25 protein-coding genes and 3 pseudogenes are annotated in these 23386 nt (G+C 68.1%); 15 read left to right on the top strand and 13 right to left on the bottom strand.

Translation table 11 applies throughout. The annotated features are described in order from the left end of the window. The first annotated feature begins 10 nt into the window (after positions 1-10). Both GNX96_RS37445 and GNX96_RS37440 read left to right on the top strand, forming a co-directional pair. Complete coding sequence (locus GNX96_RS37445; RefSeq protein ID WP_163572504.1) at positions 11-2173, top strand: cell division protein FtsK; 2163 nt, start codon at positions 11-13, stop codon at positions 2171-2173. A gap of 53 nt (positions 2174-2226) precedes the next feature. Beyond that, a complete protein-coding gene (locus GNX96_RS37440) occupies positions 2227-2364 on the top strand; it encodes a hypothetical protein (protein ID WP_163572503.1) in 138 nt (45 codons plus the stop codon). Between the two features lie 205 nt (positions 2365-2569). Here the strand turns inward: GNX96_RS37440 and GNX96_RS37435 are convergent, their stop codons facing one another. From GNX96_RS37435 to GNX96_RS37425, 3 genes are all read right to left on the bottom strand, one after another. Beyond that, the gene (locus GNX96_RS37435) at positions 2570-2800 is read right to left on the bottom strand and encodes a hypothetical protein (protein WP_163572502.1); all 231 of its coding nucleotides are present in this window, start codon (positions 2798-2800) and stop codon (positions 2570-2572) included. A 561-nt stretch (positions 2801-3361) separates the two neighbouring features. Further along, positions 3362-3529 (bottom strand): hypothetical protein, encoded by a 168-nt coding sequence (locus GNX96_RS37430; RefSeq protein WP_163572501.1) that lies wholly within the window; start codon positions 3527-3529, stop codon positions 3362-3364. A 22-nt stretch (positions 3530-3551) separates the two neighbouring features. Further along, positions 3552-4622, bottom strand: coding sequence for a recombinase family protein (locus tag GNX96_RS37425; RefSeq protein WP_279582486.1), 1071 nt, complete (start codon positions 4620-4622; stop codon positions 3552-3554). 564 nt (positions 4623-5186) lie between these two features. Here GNX96_RS37425 and GNX96_RS37420 point away from each other — a divergent pair. Beyond that, positions 5187-5813 (top strand): Uma2 family endonuclease, encoded by a 627-nt coding sequence (locus GNX96_RS37420; RefSeq protein WP_163572499.1) that lies wholly within the window; start codon positions 5187-5189, stop codon positions 5811-5813. On the opposite strand, the gene GNX96_RS37415 is transcribed toward GNX96_RS37420, so the two are convergent. Next, entirely contained in the window at positions 5782-7308 is a 1527-nt protein-coding gene (locus GNX96_RS37415; RefSeq protein WP_279582485.1) for an MFS transporter, read from the bottom strand. The genes GNX96_RS37420 and GNX96_RS37415 overlap by 32 nt on opposite strands. A 15-nt stretch (positions 7309-7323) precedes the next feature. On the opposite strand from GNX96_RS37415, the gene GNX96_RS37410 reads away from it, so the two are divergent. Next, positions 7324-7647, top strand: a complete 324-nt coding sequence (locus GNX96_RS37410; protein WP_279582484.1) for a MarR family winged helix-turn-helix transcriptional regulator — start codon at positions 7324-7326, stop codon at positions 7645-7647. 101 nt (positions 7648-7748) lie between these two features. On the opposite strand, the gene GNX96_RS37405 is transcribed toward GNX96_RS37410, so the two are convergent. Beyond that, on the bottom strand, positions 7749-8462 hold the full coding sequence (locus tag GNX96_RS37405) for a hypothetical protein (protein WP_163572497.1): 714 nt from the start codon (positions 8460-8462) through the stop codon (positions 7749-7751). A 139-nt stretch (positions 8463-8601) separates the two neighbouring features. Here GNX96_RS37405 and GNX96_RS37400 point away from each other — a divergent pair, with 139 nt between their 5' ends. Continuing rightward, positions 8602-8994, top strand: coding sequence for a sensor histidine kinase (locus GNX96_RS37400; protein WP_163572496.1), 393 nt, complete (start codon positions 8602-8604; stop codon positions 8992-8994). A gap of 8 nt (positions 8995-9002) precedes the next feature. Here GNX96_RS37400 and GNX96_RS37395 read toward each other — a convergent pair whose 3' ends face one another. Next, the gene (locus GNX96_RS37395; protein WP_163572495.1) at positions 9003-10241 is read right to left on the bottom strand and encodes an MFS transporter; all 1239 of its coding nucleotides are present in this window, start codon (positions 10239-10241) and stop codon (positions 9003-9005) included. A gap of 60 nt (positions 10242-10301) precedes the next feature. Here GNX96_RS37395 and GNX96_RS37390 point away from each other — a divergent pair, with 60 nt between their 5' ends. Beyond that, entirely contained in the window at positions 10302-10949 is a 648-nt protein-coding gene (locus GNX96_RS37390) for an HD domain-containing protein (protein WP_279582483.1), read from the top strand. A gap of 77 nt (positions 10950-11026) precedes the next feature. Here the strand turns inward: GNX96_RS37390 and GNX96_RS37385 are convergent, their stop codons facing one another. Further along, on the bottom strand, positions 11027-11545 hold the full coding sequence (locus GNX96_RS37385) for an ArsR/SmtB family transcription factor (protein ID WP_163572494.1): 519 nt from the start codon (positions 11543-11545) through the stop codon (positions 11027-11029). A gap of 75 nt (positions 11546-11620) precedes the next feature. Here GNX96_RS37385 and GNX96_RS37380 point away from each other — a divergent pair, with 75 nt between their 5' ends. Further along, positions 11621-12076, top strand: a complete 456-nt coding sequence (locus GNX96_RS37380; RefSeq protein ID WP_279582482.1) for an O-methyltransferase — start codon at positions 11621-11623, stop codon at positions 12074-12076. Further along, complete coding sequence (locus GNX96_RS65850) at positions 12031-12270, top strand: O-methyltransferase (RefSeq protein ID WP_390624241.1); 240 nt, start codon at positions 12031-12033, stop codon at positions 12268-12270. The genes GNX96_RS37380 and GNX96_RS65850 overlap by 46 nt, the downstream gene beginning before the upstream one ends. 402 nt (positions 12271-12672) lie before the next feature. Here GNX96_RS65850 and GNX96_RS65845 read toward each other — a convergent pair. Continuing rightward, positions 12673-12837 (bottom strand): annotated as a pseudogene (locus tag GNX96_RS65845) (DUF4031 domain-containing protein); the annotation flags it as partial. Positions 12838-12893: 56 nt separating this feature from the next. On the opposite strand from GNX96_RS65845, the gene GNX96_RS61715 reads away from it, so the two are divergent. The 4 genes and pseudogenes from GNX96_RS61715 to GNX96_RS37360 all read left to right on the top strand — a co-directional run bounded on the left by GNX96_RS61715 (position 12894) and on the right by GNX96_RS37360 (position 17288). Beyond that, a complete protein-coding gene (locus GNX96_RS61715; RefSeq protein ID WP_313885876.1) occupies positions 12894-13196 on the top strand; it encodes a hypothetical protein in 303 nt (100 codons plus the stop codon). Then, a complete protein-coding gene (locus GNX96_RS37370; RefSeq protein WP_313885875.1) occupies positions 13099-14277 on the top strand; it encodes an FAD-binding oxidoreductase in 1179 nt (392 codons plus the stop codon). The genes GNX96_RS61715 and GNX96_RS37370 overlap by 98 nt, the downstream gene beginning before the upstream one ends. 165 nt (positions 14278-14442) lie before the next feature. Beyond that, a pseudogene (locus GNX96_RS37365) lies at positions 14443-16868 on the top strand (alpha-N-acetylglucosaminidase); the annotation flags it as partial. Between the two features lie 42 nt (positions 16869-16910). Further along, positions 16911-17288, top strand: a complete 378-nt coding sequence (locus GNX96_RS37360) for an NEW3 domain-containing protein (RefSeq protein ID WP_163572492.1) — start codon at positions 16911-16913, stop codon at positions 17286-17288. Between the two features lie 48 nt (positions 17289-17336). Here the strand turns inward: GNX96_RS37360 and GNX96_RS37355 are convergent. Next, positions 17337-19017: pseudogene (locus GNX96_RS37355) on the bottom strand (glycerol-3-phosphate dehydrogenase/oxidase). Positions 19018-19201: 184 nt separating this feature from the next. Between GNX96_RS37355 and GNX96_RS58165 the strand changes: the two are divergent. Further along, positions 19202-19852 (top strand): hypothetical protein, encoded by a 651-nt coding sequence (locus GNX96_RS58165; RefSeq protein ID WP_279582480.1) that lies wholly within the window; start codon positions 19202-19204, stop codon positions 19850-19852. Between the two features lie 80 nt (positions 19853-19932). Here GNX96_RS58165 and GNX96_RS58160 read toward each other — a convergent pair whose 3' ends face one another. Next, positions 19933-20187, bottom strand: a complete 255-nt coding sequence (locus GNX96_RS58160; RefSeq protein ID WP_279582479.1) for a hypothetical protein — start codon at positions 20185-20187, stop codon at positions 19933-19935. Positions 20188-20358: 171 nt separating this feature from the next. After that, entirely contained in the window at positions 20359-20619 is a 261-nt protein-coding gene (locus GNX96_RS37345; protein ID WP_279582478.1) for a hypothetical protein, read from the bottom strand. Positions 20620-20626: 7 nt separating this feature from the next. Here GNX96_RS37345 and GNX96_RS37340 point away from each other — a divergent pair, with 7 nt between their 5' ends. Then, the gene (locus tag GNX96_RS37340; RefSeq protein WP_279582477.1) at positions 20627-21448 is read left to right on the top strand and encodes a S8 family serine peptidase; all 822 of its coding nucleotides are present in this window, start codon (positions 20627-20629) and stop codon (positions 21446-21448) included. 42 nt (positions 21449-21490) lie between these two features. Here GNX96_RS37340 and GNX96_RS58155 read toward each other — a convergent pair whose 3' ends face one another. After that, positions 21491-22072 carry a dipeptidase gene (locus tag GNX96_RS58155; protein ID WP_279582476.1) on the bottom strand — a complete coding sequence of 194 codons (582 nt, stop codon included), beginning with the start codon at positions 22070-22072 and terminating at the stop codon, positions 21491-21493. Next, positions 22002-22463 carry a dipeptidase gene (locus tag GNX96_RS58150; RefSeq protein ID WP_279582475.1) on the bottom strand — a complete coding sequence of 154 codons (462 nt, stop codon included), beginning with the start codon at positions 22461-22463 and terminating at the stop codon, positions 22002-22004. Before GNX96_RS58150 ends, GNX96_RS58155 begins: the two co-directional genes overlap by 71 nt. 418 nt (positions 22464-22881) lie before the next feature. Here GNX96_RS58150 and GNX96_RS37330 point away from each other — a divergent pair, with 418 nt between their 5' ends. Further along, entirely contained in the window at positions 22882-23301 is a 420-nt protein-coding gene (locus tag GNX96_RS37330; protein WP_279582474.1) for a PAS domain-containing protein, read from the top strand. The last annotated feature ends 85 nt before the right edge of the window (positions 23302-23386 follow it).

Genomic DNA, 23386 nt, shown 5'->3' with positions numbered 1-23386 from the left:
GGTGGTGCTGATGATGGCCAACCGACCGCCTTTTGACGACAACGAACCCCACGACCCGTACGACGACGACACCCACGACACGACAGCCAGCACGGCGACGACGACGCGACGAAAAAACGGCTACCTGCACATCGCCGACCTGGAGGCGGCGTGGTCCGCCAACATGACCAAGGAACCGCCGCGCATCCCCGCGCAGCGCGACCCCGACGACACCGACGATCCCGACGACGATCCCGACCTGGACAGCTCTGATGGTGCGGTGGTGGATCGTGAGTCGGTGCTGGTCGGCCCGGTGGTGTGGGGGGGGGCCCGGTGGACCCGCCGGACGAGCGCCCGAATCTGGGGTCCCGGTGGGGCTGGGTCGCGGTGGCGCGGCCGGTCGTCCGCATCGGCGATGGCGGTGCGGCGGTCGCGTCCGCCGATCATCCCGGCGTGGCTGCGCTCTCGCGCCGATCTGGCGGCGGCGGGTGCGGTGGGCGGTCAAGGACACCCCTGTACGTGGTGGGGATATCACGCGGTCCGGCTCCCCAAATACGTCGCCAAGACCACCGTGTACGCGCCACTGGGCGCGACCCGTGCTCTGGCGCGGTTGCTGCGCTGGGCGAGCGCGCAGGAAGGCAACGCGCCGTTGCGGCAGTGGGCAGCGGACCACAACGACCCGGTCACCTGGCTCAACCTGGACCGGCGGCGGGTGGACCAGTCCCGGTTCCGGTGGATTGTGGTGGTGACCGGCGCGCTGGCGGCGGTGGTCGGCGGGATCGTGTTCCTGTACGTCCCGATCCCGGACCTCGCGCGGTGGGCGTTCTACGCCGTGATGGCCCTCGCGTTCGCCCGTTCTGGGCGTCCGGCGGACAAGCCGATCCTGGACCGCGTCTCGCAGGCACCCAAGTACCGCAAGCTGACCGCCGAACTGGTGCGACGCGGGCTGACCAGTATCCAGCTGGCCGGCATCAACCAGGCGGTGGGCAAGGACCCGGCGGCGATCTCCTTCCCGTTGGAAATCCATCGAGACGGCCCGGGTCACCTGGCGGTGGTGGACCTGCCGTTCGGAGTGGAGGCCGGCGACGTGATCGCCCGGCGGGGCCGGTTGGCGTCCGCGCTGCGGCTGCCGCTGGACCAGGTGTGGCCCGAACCCGACCGGGCACACACCGGCCGGCTCCGGCTATGGGTGGGCGACGAACCCGCGTCCGCGATGGCTCAGCCGGCGTGGCCGCTCGCGCACGGCCCCAAGGTTGACGTGTTTGCGCCGTTCCCGTTCGCCAACGATCCCCGGCTGCGCAACGTGGACGGTCAGCTGATCGCGCGGTCGTGGCTGTTCGGCGGCCGGCCGGGGTCCGGCAAGACCGGCGCGATGCGGGTCCCGGTGTTCGCCGCCGGGCTGGACCCTCGAGTGGAAATCCGTGGGTACGAACTCAAGGGCGTGGGAGATTTCAAGGTCCTGGAACCGATCCTGTCCGAGTACGGGAACGGTTTCGACGACGACACCATCGCCGCCTGCGCGCAGATGCTGGTGTGGCTGTACGCCGAATGCCAGCGCCGGTCCAAGCGGATCGACTTCTACCACGCCAAGGGCATGGCACCTGAGAACAAGGTCACCGCGGAATTGGCCTCCTTGAAGGGATCCGGGCTGCATCCGCTGCTGGTGTTCATCGACGAAATTCAGGAACTCATCACCCACCCCGCACACGGAAAGAAGGCCGGGGAACTCCTGGAAAAGATCATCAAGCTGTGCCGCGCGCTGGGCGTGACGCTGCTGATCGGCACCCAGATCCCGGACAAGGGCAGCCTGCCGCCGGGCATCACCCGCAACGTCAACACCCGGTTCTGTCTCGCGGTCGGTGACCAGATAGCCAACGACATGATCCTGGGAACGTCGATGTACCGGCAGGGGTACCGGGCTACCGCGTTCGAGCCGGACAAGGACGCCGGGTGGGGTATCACAGTCGGGTTCGGCAAGCCCGGCACCGCCCACGCCTACGAAAAATCAACGCGGCGCTCCAGGCGCAGATCGTGGCCCGCGCGATCGCCTACCGCCGGGCCGCCGGCACCCTGCCGGCCACGCCCATCGAACGGGACACGACGCCCGCGTTCGATCTGCTGCACGACGACCTGGCCGCCGTCTGGCCAGCCGGTGAGGACCGGGTCTGGAACGAAACCCTCATCCCGCTGCTGACCGACCTTCGGCCCGACATCTACACCGGGTGGAAGCCCGAACAGCTCACCACCATGCTCAAGCCCCTCGGGGTGCCGGTCGGGCAGATCGGCCGGCAGGTGGACGGGAAGTTCATCAACCGGCGCGGCCCCTCCTACCAGGACATCATCCAGGCCGCCATCACCCGCCGTGACCAGAACAAGAACCAGTAAACCCCACGACAACACGGAATCGGGCGCTATGCCTAGCAGCCCCCACTGCTAGGCATAGCACCACCCTTAGCACCCAACACCGCCACTGACCTGCCCTATCACAGCTAGCAGCATGTTCAAGCCCAACTCTCGAAACCCCGCCTGGAGGTGAAAATGACCCTACCTCTGTTCCTCGTGCTAACCGCGATCCTCATCCCCACGGTTCTCACGCTCCGTTACGCCCACCTGTGTTGGTCGCGACCGTACCCACTGCCGGCGCTGCGCCGGCACCGGCCGCGTCCGCTCGGCGTTCGGACTCAGCACCCGCGAATGCCGGCCCTGCCAGGGCATCGGCTACCGGCTCCGCACCGGACGGCACGTCCTGAACTACGTACGCCGCCTGCACCACGACGCACGCACCGCCGCCGCCCGCGACCAGGCCAACCAGAACACCCACCGGACCAACCACAGGAGGTGACACCACGCCCCCCACCGATCCCGACCCACCCAGGAGGCACCGGAGACCACTACCAACGACGATCCCGATCCTGCCACCCCCAGCAGCACCGAACCCAGTAGCAGCGAACCCGATGGCCCCGACACCATGGACGGGCCGACCCAGCGAACCCAGCGCCCGGCACCGCGTATACCCCGCCAGCGAACACGCACCCGCCCCGCACGAACGCCAACACCCCATCCACCGCCACGGCCCCTGCTGACACCGCAGGAATGGGCCGAGGAACAAGTCAAAAACGCCCCCCCCGCGCTCCGTGGAATGGGCCCGCCGGGTCGCCCGTATCTACGGCCTCACCCTCGACGAGGACACCGACAGTGAGACGGGAACTAAGAACGACATCAGCGGGCCTTGACGCCTGACTGACTCCGGCGGCTCCGCGAGCGCATCCCCCGCTCGCGGAGCCACCCCGGTACTACGCTGGCTCGTGCTGGTGCCGACGCCCCCCGTCGTCGGCACCAGCCTCCCCGTAAGAGCCGGCACAAACCTACGCCAACCGGCTGATTATGAGTCGTCGGCTTGCCGCCAGATCAACTTGATCTGGTCGTGGTGGAACGGCACGCCCTTGTTGGCGGCCAGCAGGATGACCGTGGTGATGCTCTGGGAGACAGCGGCCTGCTTTTCCTCCATGGTGAATTCCGGGGTGTCCCACCGGGTCTCCAGATCAGCCACGATCGACCGGCGGGCGTCCTGTTCACGGGAGTACGCCCGCAGCTCCGTTTTTCAACTCTGCTTCATCGATTTCCATGCGGTCCAACGAAGAAAAGTAACGAGAAGCGTCGCGGTACTCGCCAGCCTCATACCGGCGGGTGGCTTCCTTGATCCGGCCCTGCAACGCTTTCAACTCACCCGCGCGCGGCCACGGCGGCAGATCCTTCATCTGCCGCATCGCGTTGCGTCGGTGGTCAGCGATCACCGCCGCCGTAACGAATTTGTCGATGTCCTCAGCCTTGCGGGACACCCCACCACAGCCACCCTGACCGCTGGCCGGGCACCGGTAGATCGACACCAACACGCCATCGGCGCGGCGGCGGGTCGAACCGATGACCCGCGCCTGACACTTCCCACACCGGATGAACGGCGACAGCAGATAAATGGTGCGGTACCCGCGCCCCTTGGCGCCCAACCGGGACCGCGTCGCCGGGCGTCGGGGCGCCTTGGCGGGGTCGCTGTCGGCGTCGGTGTCCTGCTCGGTGGTGGTCTCCGGGCGCCACAGTCGCACGATCTCGTCGTAGTCCTCATCGCTCATCATCGGTTCCCACGCGCCGCGTACGTAGCTGCCGTCCTCGTTGCGCAGCACCGCGCCCCGGTACTTCACCCGCCCACACATCCGGGGCGCCAAGTACATCGCCTTCACCGTGGACGCGCGCCATGTCTTCCCGGTCGCGGTCAGGATCCCCTTGGCGTTCCACTCCTTGGCCAACGTCAACGCGGACACGCCTGACTTGATCCGCTCCAGCTCCGCTTGCAGAATCTTCGCCTCACGTTTGCGCAGCCGGAGCTGATCCTTGCGCCACCCGAACGCACGCATCCCGCCGTGCTTGCCGCCCTTCCACGCCGCGTGCCGCTTCCCATCGGTCACCCGGCGGGAGGTGTTCCGGGACTCGCTGTTGCGCTGATCCACCAACCGCCGCGCCGCCGAAATCCCGTCATCGGAGGTCAGATCGATGTTCCCCGTCATCGACGCCACATGCACGCCGTAGTACTCGACCACGTCGATCAGGTCTTCCAGCATCCGAGGATCGCGGAACCGCCCGGTCACCATCGGTCACCGCGAGAGCGTTCGCCGTGCCGCGCCGCAGATCCGTCAAGATCGCGTCCCACTTTGGACGCTTCACCTCCAACCCGTACGTGCCATCCGGGAGCAACTTGCGGGTCTTCTTCGTCGCCGACACAGCGTTCTCCGGCACCTCGCGAAGGATCTCCCCACCAATCCCTTTCACGAATTTCCGCAGGTCAGTAAGCTGGTTAACCACCTGTTCCTCACGGTCGGTGGACTCCCGGGCGGACAAGATCCACCGCAACTTAGACGGATCAACGGTCAACTCCGTCCGACCGCCCGATCGCAACAACCTCGACATCGTCATAGGCCCATAGTGCACTAAAACCGCAGTCGCAACGGCGCGAAAATGTCGTACCCATACTGTTTTCTTGCCCCCCCCCAGTGATCGGGTGGGGGGTGGGTTTGAGAGGACGCGCGCGCGAGAAAAAAATCGACCAGCGCGGGGCGTTGTTGTGGATAAAAATGCGGATGTGGATAACTGCGGGAGGGGGTTTACCGTCTGGCAGGCTTGACAGATGCCGAACACGGGGAGCCAAGATGACTGCTATGACCGCAGAGACGCCAGGTGGGCTCGGGGTGGTGACCGTCGAGCAACTTCGCCGCTACCCCGACGACGCGCATGTGCGCATCGTGGAGGACACCGTCTATCTCAGCCGGGACGGTGGCTTTGATGTCGCCGACCTGGAAGCCATCGAGGACGACGGATGGCGGCACGAGCTCATCGACGGGATCATCGTCATGAGCCCAGCGCCGGTCCACGCGCACCAACGTGCCGTTGTCGAACTGGTCTTCGCCCTCCGTACATCCGTGCCCGAGCAGCTTGAGGTTCTGGTCGCACCGTTCGATGTCGACCTCGGGTTCCGTCGGCGGGTTCAGCCCGACGTGCTCATTGTCCCTGCCGTCGAGCTAGGCCAAGAGGTGCCGCGGCCGGTGCTGGTGATCGAGATTCTGTCGCCGTCGAACCGCCGGCACGACCTGGTCGCCAAACGTCGGGTGTACGAGCAGGCCGGCATCGCGTCGTACTGGATAGTCGACCCCGATCAGCCGTCGACTACGGTGCTGGAGCTGCGGGACGACCACTATTTCGAGGTGGGCCAGGCGGCCGGTTCAGCCGAGCTGGCCGTGGAAAAGCCTTACGACATCACGATCCGGCCGGCTGACCTGGTGAAGTGACCAACGCGACGACGGTCACCGCGGCGGCGAGCGCGAAGATCGCGACCAGCCCACCGCTCGGGTTGGCCAGGAGCGCGGCCACCCAACCAAAGATCGCGGTGCCCAGCACATTGCCAATCTGACGGGAGAAAGACAGCGTGCCCATCGCCGCGCCGATCGACTCCTTCGGCGCGAAAGACTGCACCAAAAGGGTGTAGACCTGCATCGACAGCCCGAGTGCGGCACCGCTGAGCACGAGACCGCAGATCAATGCATACGGCTGCGAGAACACGATCGCCAGCGCTATCAACGAAAGGCCGGCCACTCCCAGCGCCAGCCCCAGCCCCACCGACCCCGCCGTCAGCTGCGGGAATTTCCGCGCCAGCAGCGAAAACGTGGTTGTCAGGAGCAGCTGACCAGCGGTCATCGGTACGAGCAGAAGGCCGGTCCCAGTCGGTCCACTATGGACAGTGGCGACGATCGCCAACGACATGAAGGTGAAGGTGCCGAAAAGCGTCACGCCGGAAAGGCCGCTGGCAAGGACAGAGCGGGCCACCGCTGGTACGACGAAAAGCCTCGGCGAGATCAACGGACTGGCGGCACTCTTTTCCACCCGTACGAGCAAAATCGTCGAGACGACGGCAACGATGAGCAGCGGGACCGCCACCAAGGGGTTAGTGGCGACGTTTTCGCTGCTCCCCAACGCGACCAGACTCGCCCCACCGACAACCACCAGACCCGCGCCAGGGAAATCAAAGCCACCTTTGGCATTGCTGGAATTGCGATGCGGCAAGCCGGCGAATCCGATCGCGAGCGCGACCGCGCAGATCGGGAGGTTCAACCCGAAAATCCACTGCCAGCCGAACTGGCCGGCGATCAGCCCACCGATCGGCGGGCCGCCGACGAAGGCGATAGCGGCCACCGCAGTCATCCATCCCTGCCGGCGCAGCAGTTCCTCCTTGTCGAACATCTCAGCCAACACACTGACCGCGGCCACGATGAGCCCGCTGCCTCCAAGACCTTGGATCGCCCTTGCGCCGACCAGAAAGACAAGGCTCGGCGCGAGCGCGCAAGCCACCGAGCCGAGCGCGAAAATCGCGATGGACAAAGAGAAAGTGACCCGCCGGCCGTACATGTCACCCAGCCGGCCATGCAACGGCGTGGCAACCGTGACGGCGAGGCCATAGACGGCGGTGACGCCGGCGATCGCGGTGCCGTGCAAGTCGTGCTGGATAGACGGCAGCGCGGCGATCACCACGGCTCCGTCGAGTTGCGCCATCAGGAGGCCGAGCAACGCGGCCACGAAGGTCAGGTTCCGTCCGGCCGTACGCGGCCGCTCAAGTACGTGCATATTGCACACGTTACATGTGCGCATTGCATGCATCAAGTGCGATGATGGGCAGATGACAGCCAGCACGGCCGGCGCCGGCCCGGCACTTTTCCGGCTCGTACGCTTCTGGTCCCGCCGCTGGGCGCCGACCGCCGCCGCCCCCACGCGCCCGGCGACACCCAGCACGTCCAGCAGGTCCAGGTGGTGGAGGCGATCGCCGCCAGCGGCCGCGAGGTCACCGTCGCCGACGTGGCCTTCCAGCTGGGGCTGGACCGGTCGGTGGCAAGCCGGATGGTCGGCGAGGCGATCCGCTCCGGGCACGTCGACCGCGGCTCGTCGAGCGCTGACGCCCGCCGCGCCAACCTCACCCTGACCGCCGCTGGGCAGGCGTTTCTGGCTGCGGCACACGACTTCCAGCAGCACGCGTACGAACAGCTGGTCGCCGACTGGGACCCCGCTGACCAGCAACGCTTCGCCACCTACCTGCGACAGCTCGCCGACCAGGTCACGTCCCCACCGAAATGAGCCGCCCCCGAATCGAGGGTCCTCGGCGGCACCGACAGTTCCGGCGATCAGCGGCCTCCCGCCAAGGAGTTCGGTCGTTTAGCAACCGGCTAGCTTTTTGGCTACCAGCCCCCTTGGAGACCGGCCGGCATCTCACCAAAGGGGCGTTGGCCTCCCCAAATGGTCGCTTGGGGGCGAAAAGAGCAGCAATCGGTGGCCTGGCCGGGGGGGCCCTGACTGGTAGGGCCGTTGCAGTACGGCCGGCTGCCCGGCCATGCTGACCGGATGGAGGCAGCCGGACCACCGCCGCGGACCAGTCCAGTCCTGGTCGTTGTCGCGCTCTTCTGGTTGCTGCCGTTGGCATATCCGCTGATCCAGCTGATCCGGGCACGGCCGGCGGACGTTGGGTGGGTGCCTGCGTTGGCGGCGACCGCTGCCAGCGCGCCGGTGCGTACGTGGTGGCCGCCATAAGGACCGCACGGGCCGGCCAGCCACGGTCGGCGCAGCTGCCGCTCGTACTGATCGCCGCCGTGGCGATCCTGCTGCCTTTCGCGGCCGGCGTGCGCTGGCTCGGCGGCACCCTGTGGCTCGCCGCGGCGGCCGGCTTCACGCTGCCGGCGAGCGCGGCGCTGGCCGGTACGTGCCTCGCCACCGCCATCGGGGCAGTGACCTCGATCCTGCTCAGGGCGCCGGCCGACACCGCGGCGTCGGTCGCGGCGCTGACCGCACTGGCCGGAGTCAGCGTGGTGGTAGCGATCTACCAGACCCAGCTGGCCCGCGAGCTGGCCACCTCGACCGCCGAAGTGGATCGGCTGCGAGTGACCAGCGAGGTGCACGAAACCGTTAAGCAGCAGGCATTCCTGGCCGCCGCCGAGCTACGAAAAGCGCAGACGGCGGCGCCCTCGGCCGTACCGGCACACCTTGATCGAGCCGCCGAGGCGGTCGCCAACCTCCAACGCCAATTCGGCATGCTTGGTGGCCGCTCAGCAGCCAGCCGCGGCGCCGAGCACCGATTTCCGTGCGTGGGTGGACGGCTGGGCAGCGCAATCCGGTGTCGAGGTCGAGCTGAGAATCGAAGACCTGGACGGAAAAAGCATGCGAACACTGTTCCCAATCGCGGTCGCAGCGCTGACGAATGTGGCGCAGCACGCCTCCGCCCAGATGGTCGCCGTGATGGTCCGCGGTGGGCTGGCCACCGCCACCCTGACAGTCGCCGACGACGGCGCCGGCTTCGACCCCGCTGTGGTGCCACCCGGGCACGGCCTTCGCGGCATGACCGAGCGCCTACTGGCCGCCGGCGGAGTGCTCACTATCCACTCCGCGCCCGGCCAGGGCACCGCGATCACCGCCGAGGTGCCGCGCGGCTGAAAATGGCCTTACACGCTCGACGGTGACGAGATTCGTACGGGCATCGTGTCGCCAGTTTTCGTTTCTAGGCCTGACAAACGTCCACGGGCCGCGAAGACCAGCACGGCCGCGACCGCCATCGCGACCGCCGGCGCGGCCATCGCCAGCCGGAACCCGCCGAGGTCGGCGAGCGCGCCGGCACCGGTCGAGCCGGCCGCGTAACCGACCGCCACTCCGCTGGAAAGCAGCGTCATCACCGCAGCCGTACGGCCAGTGCCGCCGAGCCGCTCACCGAGCGAATAGACGCTGATCATGTACGGTGCGATGCAGCAGCCGACAGCCACTACGACCACCACAGCGCCGGCGACCGTACTAACCGCCAACAGCAGCGGCGACAGAATTGCCAGCCCTACCGCGAAAATCAGCAGCCGGCGCGGGTGGCCGAGGCGTTCGGGCAACAGCGGGGTGGCCAGGCCCGCGGCCGCGCTCGTCAGCCCCATCACCGCGATCACCCCGCCGGCCGCCGAAGCCGCGCCGACCGCCGTGGAAAGCGCGGTGACACCGGCGCCGACGCCGCCGAAGAAACATCCCAGCAGGAACATCGCGCCCACCAGGATCGCCAGCTCGGGGACCTTGACGCGGCCCTGCGTACGGCCGGCGGACGACTTTCCGGCGGCCGCCGCGGTCGGGTGCAGGGCGAAGAGCGGGCCGAAGACCAGCATGGTCGCGGCGCCGAGCAGCAACCCGGTCGACGGCGAGAAAACGGCCGCCAGCAAGCCAATCAGCGCCGGCCCGAGCGCGAACGACGTTTCGTCCGCGGCCGACTCGTACGACATCGCCGGCGCCAGATCGGACGACCGTCCGGCCGCGAGACCGATCCACCGGGATCGGGCCAACGCGCCGATCTGGGTCGTCGACAGGCCCGTACCCAGCGCCAGCAAACCGACGGCAACCATCCCGGCATGTGTGTTGACGGCGATCACCAGAGCGACCGTGACCAGGGCGTTAACCGGTGTGGTGAGCAACGCGACCGGCCGCTGGCCGTGCCGGTCCGCGAGCAGGCTGACGACCGGCCCGCCCACGGCCATCCCGACCGCCACCAGACCGGCCGCAAGGCCACCGGCGGCGTAGCTGCCAGTGACCGACACCACCAGCAGGAGGGTGCCCAGCTGCGCCATTGCGAGCGGCAGCCGGGCCAGGAAAGCGATCGGTAGGAACCCCGCACCGGCGAGGGCGGGCAGGCGTTTGTACGCCAGAAGGGCTTGCAAGGAGTGCTCCAGGTATCACCAAGGGCACGCCATCCCTGCCCCTGGCGTGCGCTGGTCCCTGTGCTGCCACCAGAATACGTCATCGTGACCGGATCGGATGAGCTGACCACCGACGTACGCGACGACCTGCTGGCCCGCTGGCCGCTGGACGAGCGCCTCGGCCGGCACCTGCTCGACCGCTGGCGGGAGCCGCACCGGCGTTATCACACGGTCGACCACCTCGCCGCCGTCCTGGACACCGTCGACCGGTACGCGCCAGCGGCCAGCGATCCGGAGGCGGTCCGGCTGGCAGCGTGGTTCCACGACGCCGTCTATTTACCGCAGCGCAACGACAACGAGGAAGCGAGCGCGACACTCGCCCGCCGAAACCCTTTCCCAGCAAGGAATCGCGCCGCAACGGCTCGCCGAAATCCGCCGGTTGATCCTGCTGACCCGCGGGCACGCGGCCGAGCCGGACGATGCGAACGGCGCTCTGCTCTGCGACGCAGACCTGACCTGCTGATCCTGGCCAGCCCGCCGGACCTTTACGCGACCTACGTTATGGCCGTACGAAAGGAATACTCGCACGTACCAGAGCCGGACTTCGTCGCCGGCCGCAGTGACGTGCTGCGCGGAATTCTCCAACTGCCAAGGATTTTCCTTCTGATGCCGGCAAAATGCGAGGACGCAGCCCGCGCCAACCTGATCGCCGAACTGGACTCGTACTAGTGGTCTGTCTTTGATTTGGCACGGCGGCTACGACTTCTGGATCACCGGATCCACCATCCCAAATCAAAGACAGACCACTAGCTTTCCGGCGGCAGCAACGGAACATTGGCGCGAAAAAGACTGACCAGCAGTCCGTAGGGCTCGCCCTCTGGACCGTCCGGCAGATGATCGGGATCGGCGAACCGCTCCAGCTCCGCAGCCAGCGCACTGACCCTTTCAGGCGTCAAGCGTACGTGCCGCAACAACGTCTGTTCTGGTGAATCCTGGGTCGCTGGCAGCATTTCATCCAGCGCCGCTTTGACCAGAAACTCCGCGCCGACCGGGGCATCTCGGGCAAGCCGCAGGTTCTGGCTGACGAGCCGGTAGTAACGCTCGGTGCCCCCACGCACCTGCCGAGTGGTGGCCACCTCCAACAGCCCGGCGTCGGTCAGCACATTGACGTGATAGCCGACCGTGCCCTTGGTGGAACCGAGCGCGGTCGCGAGCTGCGCGAGGGTGGCCGGACGCTGCCGGAGCACGGTCAGCAGCCGGTGCCGCAGCGGATGTCCCAATGCCTTGAACTGGGCGGGATCACGGAGCACCAGCGGATCGGGCATCGAACAAGCATCTAGGAATTTCGTTACTTCGACAAGCCCTTGTCAAAGCGGCGAGATTAGTGGACGCTTTCAGGTATGACAGACATTCTCACTCCGGCCGTCAGCGATTACCTGTTGGCGCATTGCACTCCCGCCGACCAGGTTCTTCTGGACCTTGCCGCCGAGACGCGAACAACTTTCGGGGGCGCGGCGGGCATGCAGATTTCGCACGACGAGGGCGAACTGTTGACCATGCTCGTACGGCTAACCGGCGCGCGGCAGGCCGTCGAGGTCGGTGTTTTCACCGGCTACTCGGCGATCTGCATAGCGCGCGGCCTACCAAAGGACGGCCGGCTGCTGGCGTGCGACGTGAGCCAGGAGTGGACCGGGGTGGCTCGCCGCTATTGGGAGCGGGCCGAGGTCGCCGAACGGATCGACCTGCGGATCGCGCCGGCGCTGGACACCCTGCGCGCACTCCCCTTCGACCCCGCGCTCGACTTCGCTTTATTGATGCGGACAAGGAAAACTATCCGCTTTACTATCAGGAGCTAATTGTTCGACTGCGGCCCGGTGGCCTCCTCGTACTGGACAATGTCCTGCAAGGCGGCCGCGTCGTCGACCCTGCCGCGCAACGCCCTGCGGTGGTCGCGATCCGGCAGGTCAACGACCTGATCGCGGCCGACGACCGGGTCGAGTCGGTAATGCTGCCCGTACGAGACGGAGTAACCCTCGTCCGCAAACTCTGACCCCTCCCGCCCCGCGCGGCGACCGAACCGGACGCGCCGCCGAACTGCGGCCAACAGCTCAACCCCGCCCGCGCGCGCGGCCGGAGGCCGCCCAGGTTCGTGGCGGTGGGGTGCCCGCTTTTTGGGCGCCCCGGCGACGCGAACCGGATGCGCCGCCGCAGGAACTGCGGCCAACAACACAGCCACCGCCGCTAACCCAACCCCGCCCGCGCGGCGGCCGGAGGCCGCCCAGGTTCGTGGCGGTGGGGTGCCCGCTTTTTGGGCGCCCCGGCGACGCGAACCGGATGCGCCGCCGCAGCAGAACTGCGGCCAACAACTCAGTTCAGCGGCGGCGGCGGCCAGCAGTGGTGAGGCGGGCGACGATGTCGCGGCTGGTGGTGGGTTCGGCGCGGCGGCGATCGCTTGGTCGTAGAAGCGGGCTGGTACGTCGTAGTGGTCGCGGTGGAAGGCTCGTTCGGGGATGCCGAGGCGATTCGCGAAGGCGTGCAGTTCCTCGTACGACAGATCGCTGACCAGGTGTGACCAGAGCCGGCCATGACCGGGCCAGCGTGGAGGGTCGATGAGCACTGTCACTCGTCCATTGTCCTCCTGGAGCGAAGAACACCATGCTTAGGATTGACCCTATGACTGGGATCGCGACAGCAGCACTCGACCAGCTCCGCGAGCGGCTGGGTGACGCCGTGGTCACCGATGTCGACGTGATGGCGGCGTACGCGCACGATGAGGCGGACCTGGTCGAGCACGGGCAACCCGGCTGTGTCGTGCACGCCCGGTCGACCGAAGACGTGCGGCACGTGGTGCGGGTGGCTGGCCAGTACGGCATCCCGGTTGTCCCCGCAGGGAGCGCTGACCGGGCTGGCCGGCGCCGCCAACGCGGTCGACGGCTGCATCGCGCTGTCGCTGCGCCGGATGGACAGGATCCTTGAGATCGACCGGATCAACCGGATCGCGGTCGTCCAGCCGGGAGTGATCAACAAAGCGGTCAGCACCGCGGCCGGCGAGCTGGGCCTGCGCTATCCGCCGGACCCGGGGTCGTGGGAGAGCTCCACGATCGGCGGCAACGTGTCCACCAACGCCGGCGGCATGTGCTGCGTGAAGTACGGCGTGACCAGCGAATATGTGCTCGGTCTGGAGGTCGTGCTGGCGGACGGCGAGGTGCTGCGGACGGGCCGGCGGACGGCCAAGGGCGTGGCCGGCTACGACCTGACCAAGCTGTTCGTGGGCAGCGAGGGCACCCTCGGGGTGATCACCGAGATCACCCTCGCGCTGCGGCCGGTCAGCGAGGGCGTGCTCAGCCTCGCGGCGGTCTTCGAGGACACGGTCAGCGCGCGGGGGGCGGTTTCCGCGATCGTCGCCGACGGACGTACGCCCAGCCTGCTGGAAATCATGGACAACACGCTGATCCGGGCCATCGAGGCGTACCGGCCGATGGATCTGCCGGTGGACGCGGCCGCGCTGCTGCTGGCCGCCGTGGACGACGGTTCGTCGGCGCAGCTGGAGCGGATCGCGCAGTTGTGTACGGCGGCCGGCGCGAGCGAGGTGCACGTGGCCAGCGATCCGGTCGAGGGCGAGATGCTGCTGGCCGCCCGCCGGCTGGCGCATCCGGCGATGGAGCGGCTCGGGAAAATCATCGTCGACGACATCGCGGTGCCCCGGTCGGCGCTGGCGGAGCTCCTTGACTCCACTCAGCGGATTGGCGAGAAATACCAGGTCAGGGTGGCGATGGTTGGGCATGCCGGGGACGGGAACATGCATCCGAACCTGATCGTCGACCGGGACGACCCCGACTCCCACCGGCGCTGCATGCTGGCCTTCGACGCAATCATGCAGCTCGGACTGGACCTCGGCGGCACATGTACGGGTGAGCATGGCGTCGGTACGTTGAAGAAGGGCTGGCTGGCCACCGAAATCGGGCCAATCGGACTGCGTACGCACCGGGCCATCAAAGCCGCATTGGACCCGGCCGGGATTCTCAATCCTGGAAAAGTTTTCGAAATCCCGGGCTGACGATATTTCCGACCGGTAACAATGCGCTTCCATACCCGCGAATACACCACTTTGCGTGGGTGAATCGGTACACAGGATATTTACAACGTTGCAGCAGTATGCGCAGAATAATACCTGCGACCGTGGTGGGGCCGGGCGCATCCGAAGGAGGCATGCGGCTCGCCGGTGCGGCCAGCCGTGGTGACCTCGCGGGCGCGACACCACAGGAGTCCCCATGGCCAGCTCGCTGGTTCCGTTCTACCGGATCACCACCCCGGTAAAGTGGTTTACCGCAACATCGGCCGACCGGAAAGAGGCCGGCCGACCGGTACATACCGTTTCTCAACCAGACCGAAACAGCGCACAACCTGGGAAAGACCTGCGCGACAACCGGATCACTGGCGAGGGAGGGAACCGTTGACTCCGGTAAGAAAACCTCAGGAACAACTGAATGAGAACGTTACCAGGCATACCTTTGCACTTCCCGCAAGAAACGCCGCGGCACCGACCAGTCCAGCGGTCGGCGGCCCCACTAGCTGCCCGCACCATCCCCTCGACCTGCATCAGGCCCGCGCCTCGATCACCCGGCTGCTCGGCGGCGACGTGGCCCGCGCCCTGCAGTTCCGACTGCGCCCGATGCCGACCCCGGCGGGCACCGCGGACGCCTTCCGGATCAGCGGCGCCACCGGCGCGGTCACCTTGGAAGGCACGTCCACCGTCGCCGTCGTCTCGGCTTTTCACTGGTGGTTGAAATATGTCGGCCGCGGTCACATCTCATGGAACGGCGACCGGCTGCTGCTCCCCCGGCTGCTGCCCGCCCCCGGGCGGCCGATCGTGAAGACCACCCAGCTCACCGACCGGTACGCGTACAACTTCTGCACCTTCGGCTACACCACCCCGTACTGGTCCTGGCCGGAATGGCAACGCGAGCTGGACTACCTGGCCGCCTCCGGCACCAACCGCGCGCTCGCGTTGGTCGGGCAGGAAATCGTCTGGTACGACACGCTGACCGACTTCGGGCTGACACCGGAGCAGGTGCTGAGCTGGATTCCCGGCCCGGCGCACGCGCCCTGGCAGTGGTACGGCTCGATCTCGGCCGGCACCCGAACAACGGCCGGCCGCACCGGCGTGACCCTGGACTACCTGCGCCGGCGGGCCCAGCTCGGCCGGCGGATCGCCGACCGGATGCGCGACCTGGGCATCACGCCGGTCTTCCCCGGCTTCGTCGGCCACGTACCTAACGACACCTTCGCGGCCGCCCACCCAGGCGCCACCGTGCTGGCGCAGGGCGACTACGGCGGCCAGCCACGGCCGGACTGGCTGGCCAGCACCGACCCGCTCTACGACCGGCTGGCGGCCCGGTTCTACCGCTGCCAGCGAGAGAGTTTCGGCGCCACCACACATTTCTCCGCCGACCTCGTGCACGAGGGTGGCACGCTCGGCGACGTGCCGCTGGCCGCCGCCGGTCGGGCCGTCCAACGGGCGATGACCGAGGCCACCCCAGGCGCGACCTGGGTTCTGCAGTCGTGGCAGGACAATCCGCGCCAGGAACTGATGACCGCGATCGACCGGGACCGCACGCTGGTGGTGGACCTGGACTCCGACGACGGCCCGCGGTGGAACCGTACAAACGCGTTCTGGGGCGCCCCGTGGGCGTGGGGCAGCGTCGGCAACTTCGGTGGCCGGCTGGGGATGTTCGGCAGCCTGCACGAGCCGATGCAGACCCTGCCGGCGGTCCGCAGCCAACCGCCGAGCACCCGGGGCAGGCTGGTCGGCACCGCGTTCATGCCGGAGGGCCACCACCACAACCCGGTCATCGGCGACCTGTGGAGCGAGACCACCTGGCGGGCCACCCCGGTCGACCCGGCCGGCTGGATCCGGGACTACGCGGTCCGCCGGTACGGCCGGGACGACCCGCGCGCGGCAGCGGCCTGGAACGTGCTGCTGACCACCGCGTACTCCTTCCGGGCCAGCGGCCACCGCAGCGGCGAGGGGCCCTATGAGTCGCCCTTCGCGGCGATCCCCAGCCTGGAAGTGGCGAATGCGTCCCCGTACGGGCCGGCCGAGCCCCGCTACGACCTGGAGCGGTTCGTACCGGTGGTGGTGGAGCTCGCGGCCGTGCACCCGGCGCTGCGCGGGCTGCCGACGTACCAATACGACCTCCTGGACGTCACCCGGCAGTTCCTGGCCAACCGGGCCCGGCTGCTGCTCGCCGACATCCGGGCCGCCTACCACTGCCAGGACCGGCGCAGGCTCGCGCTGCTGAGCAAACGGTTCCTGCACTACATGGACCTGACCAACGACCTGCTCGGGACCGGTGAGCACTGGCTCTTCGGGCGCTGGCAGCAGCCGCCCGCAGCTGGGGGCGGACGCCGGACGAGCGGGAAATCCTGGAGGCCGACGCTCGTACGATCGTCAGCGTCTGGACCCCGCAGGCGTTTGGCGGGCTGCACGACTACGGCAACCGCGACTGGCATGGGATGGTCGCTGACTACTACAAGCCGCGGTGGGCTCGGTTCTTCGCGGACCTCGCCAGGTCGGTGGGCAGCGGGCGGCCGCCGAGCAGCGCCCCGGCGGACTGGCAGGCGATCAGCCAGGAGTGGACGACCCGCACCGAGACGTATCCGGCGCGGCCGCGCGGCGACACGTACGCGATGGTCCGGCGGATCCTGAACGACATCTCGTCCGAGCCCGGTCAGGGAGCCGTCCGGCTGCTGCCGGTCGAGCAGCCGGTACGAGCGGGAGCCGCGGTGGCGGTGACCGTACGGTTCACGAACCACGACCCGGTCCGGCCACGCACCAAGGTCCGGGTGTCACTGCCGGCACCGGCCGGTGGCCTGGTCAGCCCGCTCGGTCAGACCTCCTTCGGCACCGTCGAGCCGGGCGAGTCGGTGGAGGCCAGCTGGCAGGTGGAGGTGCCGCTGGGCGGGTCACTGTCACTCCTGCCGCGCGCGTCCTACGTCGACCGCCGCACCACGTACACCACCGAAACCCCCGCCAAAATCCCCCTCACGAAACACGACGCGGAATAGCCGGCGCGATCGCATCGGCCGCCGCGGCCTTACCAGCGCTACGGAACGTTATGCGTGGGTGGCTCCTGCGTCCACGGCGTAGCCGCGTACGTCGGGGGCGCCGTGGCGGGCCGCGTCGGCGGTGAGGTCGTCGGGCATGCGCTGCGACTCGTGTTCGGCGGCGACCCGGGCCCGGTAGTGCTCGACTTCACGGCGCCGGGTGGCGGCGTCCCAGCCCAGCTCGGCGGCCATCAACTCGGCCACGTCGTCCATGCTCTCCAGGCCGCGGTGCACGGTCTCGATGGACACTCTCGTACGCCGGGTGAGCACGTCGTCCAGGTGCAGCGCGCCTTCGATCCGGGTCGCGTACGCGACTTCGGCGCGGACGTATTCGGGTGCGCCAGGGAGCGGTCGGCCGAGCGCCGGGTTGGTGTCGATGAGTGTCAGCAGCTCGCCGGTCAGCGTGCCGTAGCGCTCCAACAGGTGTTCCATCACGCCGACGCTGATGCCGTGCCGACGCGCGGTGGACGCGCGCGCTGACCAGGCGGAGCCGTAGCCGTCCGCGCCGAGCAGCGGCACCTCGGTCGTCTTGCTGGGCGGCACGTTGCGCAGCCGCCGCGCGGCCGCGTCGACGGCGTCCTTCGCCATCACTCGGTACGTCGTGTATTTGCCGCCAGCGATCAGCACCAGCCCGAGCATCGGCTCCACCACGGCGTGCTCGCGGGACAGCTTGCTGGTCGCCTCGATCTCGCCTGCCAGCAATGGCCGCAGGCCAGCGTAAACGCCTTCGATGTCGGCATGCGTGAGCGGCCGCTCCAGCACCCGATTGACGTTGTTCCAGGATGTAGTCGATATCGACACTGGACGCGGCTGGGTGCGCGCGGTCCAGGTTCCAGTCGGTATCGGTCGTACCGATCAGCCAGTGCCCGCCCCACGGGATGACGAACAGCACCGACTTCTCGGTCCGCAGGATCAGCCCGGCATCGCCGGTGATCGCGCTGCGCGGGACCAGCAGGTGGACTCCCTTGCTGGCGCGTACGCGCAGGCCAGGGCGGCCGCCGAGCATCTCGGAAATGTCATCGCTCCAGACCCCGGTGGCGGCCACCACGGTCCGGGCCTTGATGTCGAACTCCTCGTTGCACTCCATGTCCCGTACCCGCACGCCCACCACCTCGCGGGCGCTGCGCAGCACGTCGATGACCCGAGTGCTGGTGACGATCGCGGCGCCGAGGGACGCGGCCGTACGAGCGACCGTCACGGTGTGCCGGGCGTCGTCGATCTGGCCGTCGAAATAGCGGATCGAGCCGATCAGCGCGTCGTCGCGCAGGCCCGGGAACAGCCGGCGAGCGCCGGTTTTGCTGTAGTGCTTGTGGATCGGCAACCCGCGGGAGGTGCCGAAGATGCTGCCGAGGAAGTCGTAGAGCAGCACACCGGCGCCGATATAGCCGCGCTCCCACACGTGGTGCTTCAGCGGGATCAGGAACGGCACCGGTCGTACGAGGTGCGGCGCGAGCTTGGTCAGCAGCAGACCGCGCTCCTTGAGCGCCTCCCTGACCAGCGTGAAGTTGAGCTGTTCGAGGTAGCGCAGGCCGCCGTGAATCAGCTTGCTGGACCGGCTGGACGTGCCGGCGGCGAAGTCGCGCGCCTCCACCAGGGCGACCGACAGACCACGGGAGGCGGCGTCCAGCGCCACTCCCGCGCCGGTCACCCCGCCGCCGATGACGACCACGTCGAAGGTTTCCGACCGCATCCGCTCGACCGCGCGTTTGCGCTGCTCGGGGCCGAGGTGGCTGGCGGCGAACCGGGGACACTGCGCTGTCTCGAGGCACGACGAAGCCACGTTAGCCTCCCGTTCGGGTACGTGCCGCCCAGCCCACTGCGTTCTTGGCCGCGGTCCATCGAAATGACCAGCACGGGCCGTAGGGTTCCCGTTCATGGCGGAGAGTGAGCGCCGCTGGCCAGCGGTCCTTGGAGTGGTGCTGGTTGGCCTGTGGACGGTGGGCGTCAGCTTCGGCGGCGCGGCCGGCGAGTGGCTGGTCGAGCAGGCGTCAATCCTATTCGAGAGCAGGCCAAGCGCTTGGTTGGCGCCAGTCCTCGCGATCGGCGCGACGCTGCTCGCCGGGCTGCCCGCGCTGGGTCTGCTGCCGTACGTCCAGCGGCCGTGGATCCGGGCGACGCTGCGGTTCTGGGCACTCGCGGCCGGCTGCGCCGCGGTGCTGGGGCTGACCCGGTTCGTCCCGTACGGACACGACATCGCCGCCCGCAACACCTTCGCTCTCGGCTCCACAGTCGCGCTGGCAGCTCTGCTCGCCGTCGCGCTCATCCTCCTTCGCCGTTTTCGGCCACGATGCCTCATCGCGGCCGTTTGGTGCCGGCTGCTCTGGCGGCCGCGGTGGGTGGCGTCGCATTGCTGCCGTGGGTGGCCTTCGGCGCACTCGGGTCGGCGTGGACGACGCTGCTCGCGGTGCTGGCCGCCGCCGCGGTGGCCGCGCTGCTCGCGATGCTGCCGGGGCCGCCCACACATCCGCTGGTGTTGGGCGTCGGGTACGCGACGGTGGCCGCCACCGCGGCCCCCAGCGGGCTGAGCATTCTGCTGATGATTTCGTTACCGGCGCTGGCATTCGCGGTCGCCGCCGTCGGCGGCCGGTGGGCCGCGGCGGTCGCTCTAGGACTCGCGTTGGTCGGGCCGTACGCGTACGTCGACGCCAGCCAGCTGGCCGTCGTTCTCGGCCTGGGCGAGGTCAGCTGGTACGCGATTCTGGCGGCCGGCATCAGCTGGCTGGTCGCGATCGCCGTCGGTGCGGTGACTTTCCTCGTACGCAGGCGAAACTGGCTCAAGCCGTGGATCGCCGCGGTGGCCGTGACCGCTTGTCTCGTGGCGCTGGTCGGCGTCGGTTTGAGCCACCAGCCCGGATTTCACGGCAACGCGCTTTTCGTGACTCTGGAACAGACCAAAATCAGCGCCTCGATCGCGGATCCGGCGGCCCGACGGCGAGAGGTCTATCGCCAACTGACGGCGTACGCGACCGCCAGCCAGCGCCCACTGCGGGCCGCGCTGACCAGCCGCGGACTGACTTTTCGACCGTACTACTTAATAAACGCCATCGAGGTGGACGCCGACGACCCGGTCACCCGGCTGTGGCTCAGTGGCCAGCCGGGCGTTGTCTCGGTCACTGACGCACCCCTGCTTCGCCCCATCCCGGGTCGCCCGGAAGGCTTGCACGGCAACGAAAAGAAGCCTGACGGTCCACAGTGGAACATCACCGCGATCCACGCCGACCAGGCCTGGGCGGCCGGCGCCCGCGGCCAGGGCGTGGTAGTCGGCGTCTCGGACTCCCGGCGTCGACGCCACCCATCCGGTGATCGCGGCCGGTTTTCGAGGCGGCGCCGACAGTTGGTACGACCCGTGGTTTGGCACGGCGGTGCCGCGCGACCTGGACGGCCACGGCACCCACACGACCGCCACCGCGGTCGGCCGCGGTGGCGTCGGGGTGGCGCCGGATGCTCAGTGGATCGGCTGCGCGGATCTTGCCCGCGGGGTCGCGAATCCCGGCTACTACCTGGACTGCCTGCAGTTCATGTTTGCGCCTTTTCCGCATGGTGGCGACGCTTTTCACGGCAATCCCAACCGTGGCGCGGACGTCCTCACCAACTCCTGGGGCTGCTCGACGCTGGAAGGCTGCCGATCCGACACGTTGGCGGCCGCCGCGCACGCGCTGAGCATCGCCGGCATCTATCCGGTTTTCGCGGCCGGGAACACCGGCCCGGACTGCGGGTCCATTGTGGACCCGCTGGCGAACAGTCCGGACGTACTCACCGTCGGCGCCGTCGACCGAACCGGCGCGGTCGCGGACTTTTCCAGCCGTGGCCCGGTTTCCGGGGTAGCCGGCAAGCCCGACGTGGTCGCGCCGGGCGTCAACGTCCTGTCCGCGCTGCCGGGCAACACGTACGGGACGTTGTCCGGCACCTCGATGGCCACCCCGCACGTGGCCGGCGTGGTGGCGCTGATGTGGTCGGCGAATCCACGCCTGCGCGGGGACATCGCCGACACCACGACTTTGTTGCGTACGACCGCGAAATCGGTCCGCTCCGCCACCTGCGCCGGCCCGAACAGCACCGGCGCCGGCCTGGTCGACGCCGCCGCTGCCGTCACCGCTGCCCGCATTTTCCCGCGAATGTAACGAAACAGCTCGGTTTTGTGACCTGTTTCGTTACATTCGCGGTTAGGTGTCGAGGTCTTGGATCCGGGCCCGGGACGGGGAGCGGGTGGCCTGCAGGGAACGGGCGACGGTTTCCGCGTCCCGGAGCGTACGGATGACGTTGCCGCCGGCGAGGGCCGCCAGGTCCGGGTCGGACCAACCGCGGTCGGCCAGCTCGGCGAAAAGCAACGGGTACGTCGAAACATCGCCCATATCGTCCGGAAAAAGCGGGTAGCCGTCGTAGTCGCCGCCGAGGCCGACATGCGCGATCCCGGCCACTTCCCTTACGTGCTCCACGTGATCGGCGATCGTCGAGGCAGTAACCGGCGGGCTCGGGTGCGCGGACAGCCAGTCGGCCATCGCTCGTACGCCCGGCAACGACAGGTCCACGCCACGGCGGGTCCGCTCGTCGGAATACTCGATTCCCCACTGTTTCGCTTCATCTGTAAGGAAAGGCGGCACGAAGGTCACCATCACCACGCCACCGTTGGTGGACATCCGGGAAAGCACCGAGTCCGGCACGTTTCGTACGTGGTCACACAAAGCCCGGGCCGACGAATGGCTGAAAATCACCGGCGACTCGGTGGCATCCAGCGCATCGTCCATTGTGGAGGGAGCCACGTGCGAGAGATCGACCAAACATACCCATCCGGTTCATTTCCCGTACCACTTCGACCCCGAAAGCGGTCAGTCCGTCGTATGCGGGTTCGTCGGTGGACGCGTCCGCCCAGTCCGTGTTCTTCTCGTGGGTGAGCGTCATATATCGCACACCCAACGTGTAAAGCGTGCGCAGCGTCGCCAGCGAGTTCCCGATCGAATGGCCGCCTTCGGCACCGAAAACCGACGCGATCCGGCCGCTCGCAAACACCTTTTCCAGCTCGTCGGCGGTCGGCGCGAAGCCAAGCTCGGTACTGTGCCGCGCAATCAGCGCATGTCCCGCGTCGATCTGCTCCAGAGTCGCCGTGACCGCCTGCTCCGGCGGCAGGTCGCAGGGCACCCACACCGACCAGAACTGGGCCCCCCCCCCCGCCGGCGCGCAACCGCGGCAGGTCAGTCTGGGTGTCGGCCACCGGACGGGTCAGATCGACCGCGTCCAGGTCGTAGTTGGCCAGCTCTCGCAGCTCCCAGAGCAGGTCGTTGTGCCCGTCCACCAGCGGGTGGCGGCTTAGCAGGTCGGTGATCCGGCTCGACGTCATGCCCCCGATCCTGCCTCATCGCCGCGGTTGATCGGAGAACTCTGAGAAACGACCGGTAGCTTGCGGATCGCGACGCTGAGTAGCGCCATCGGCGGAGCCTCGTGGCCAAGGGTTATCCACCGTCATCGTGAGGGGAAATCGAATGGGAATCAGCGAGAAAATCGCCACCGGAGACCTGGAGGACGTGACTTTCCAGGGCGAGGTGCGGACGGCCATCTAGTGCCCGGCGGGCTGCTCAGCGACCAGGCCGCGATGGACGGCATCGAGGTTGGCATGTACGTGCTGGAAAAAGACGGCACCCTGATCGCGTGCAACAAGACCGCGATCGCGGCCTGGGGCCGGAGCCCGGAGCTTGGTACGAGCGAGAAATACTGCGGCGCCTTCCGGCTGCGTTACCCCTCCGGTGAGGTCATGCCGCACGACCAGGCGCCGCCGCCGGCGGTTGTCATCAACAACGGCGGCACCGTACGTAACGCCGACGTGATTTGCGAGCAGCCGGACGGATTCCGGCTGCTGGCGCTGGTCAACGTGTTCCCGATCCGGGACGAGTCCGACGAGGTGGTCGGCGCGGTGAACATTTTCCGCCACAACACCGCGAAAACAGTGCCAGGCCTGCTGTCCACCTCTGGCGTCGGCTGAGCTCTCGCTGCTGCCAGGCCGCCACTGGCGGTCTGGCATCAGTCCTGGCCGGACTCCTGTTCCTGCTCCTGAGCGAGTCGCCACG

Origin of the sequence: Fodinicola feengrottensis, from assembly GCF_010993775.1 — a bacterium.
Classification (GTDB): domain Bacteria; phylum Actinomycetota; class Actinomycetes; order Mycobacteriales; family HKI-0501; genus Fodinicola; species Fodinicola feengrottensis.
Note: the sequence above shows the minus strand (reverse complement) of the source record. Positions and strands in the feature narration are given on the sequence as shown.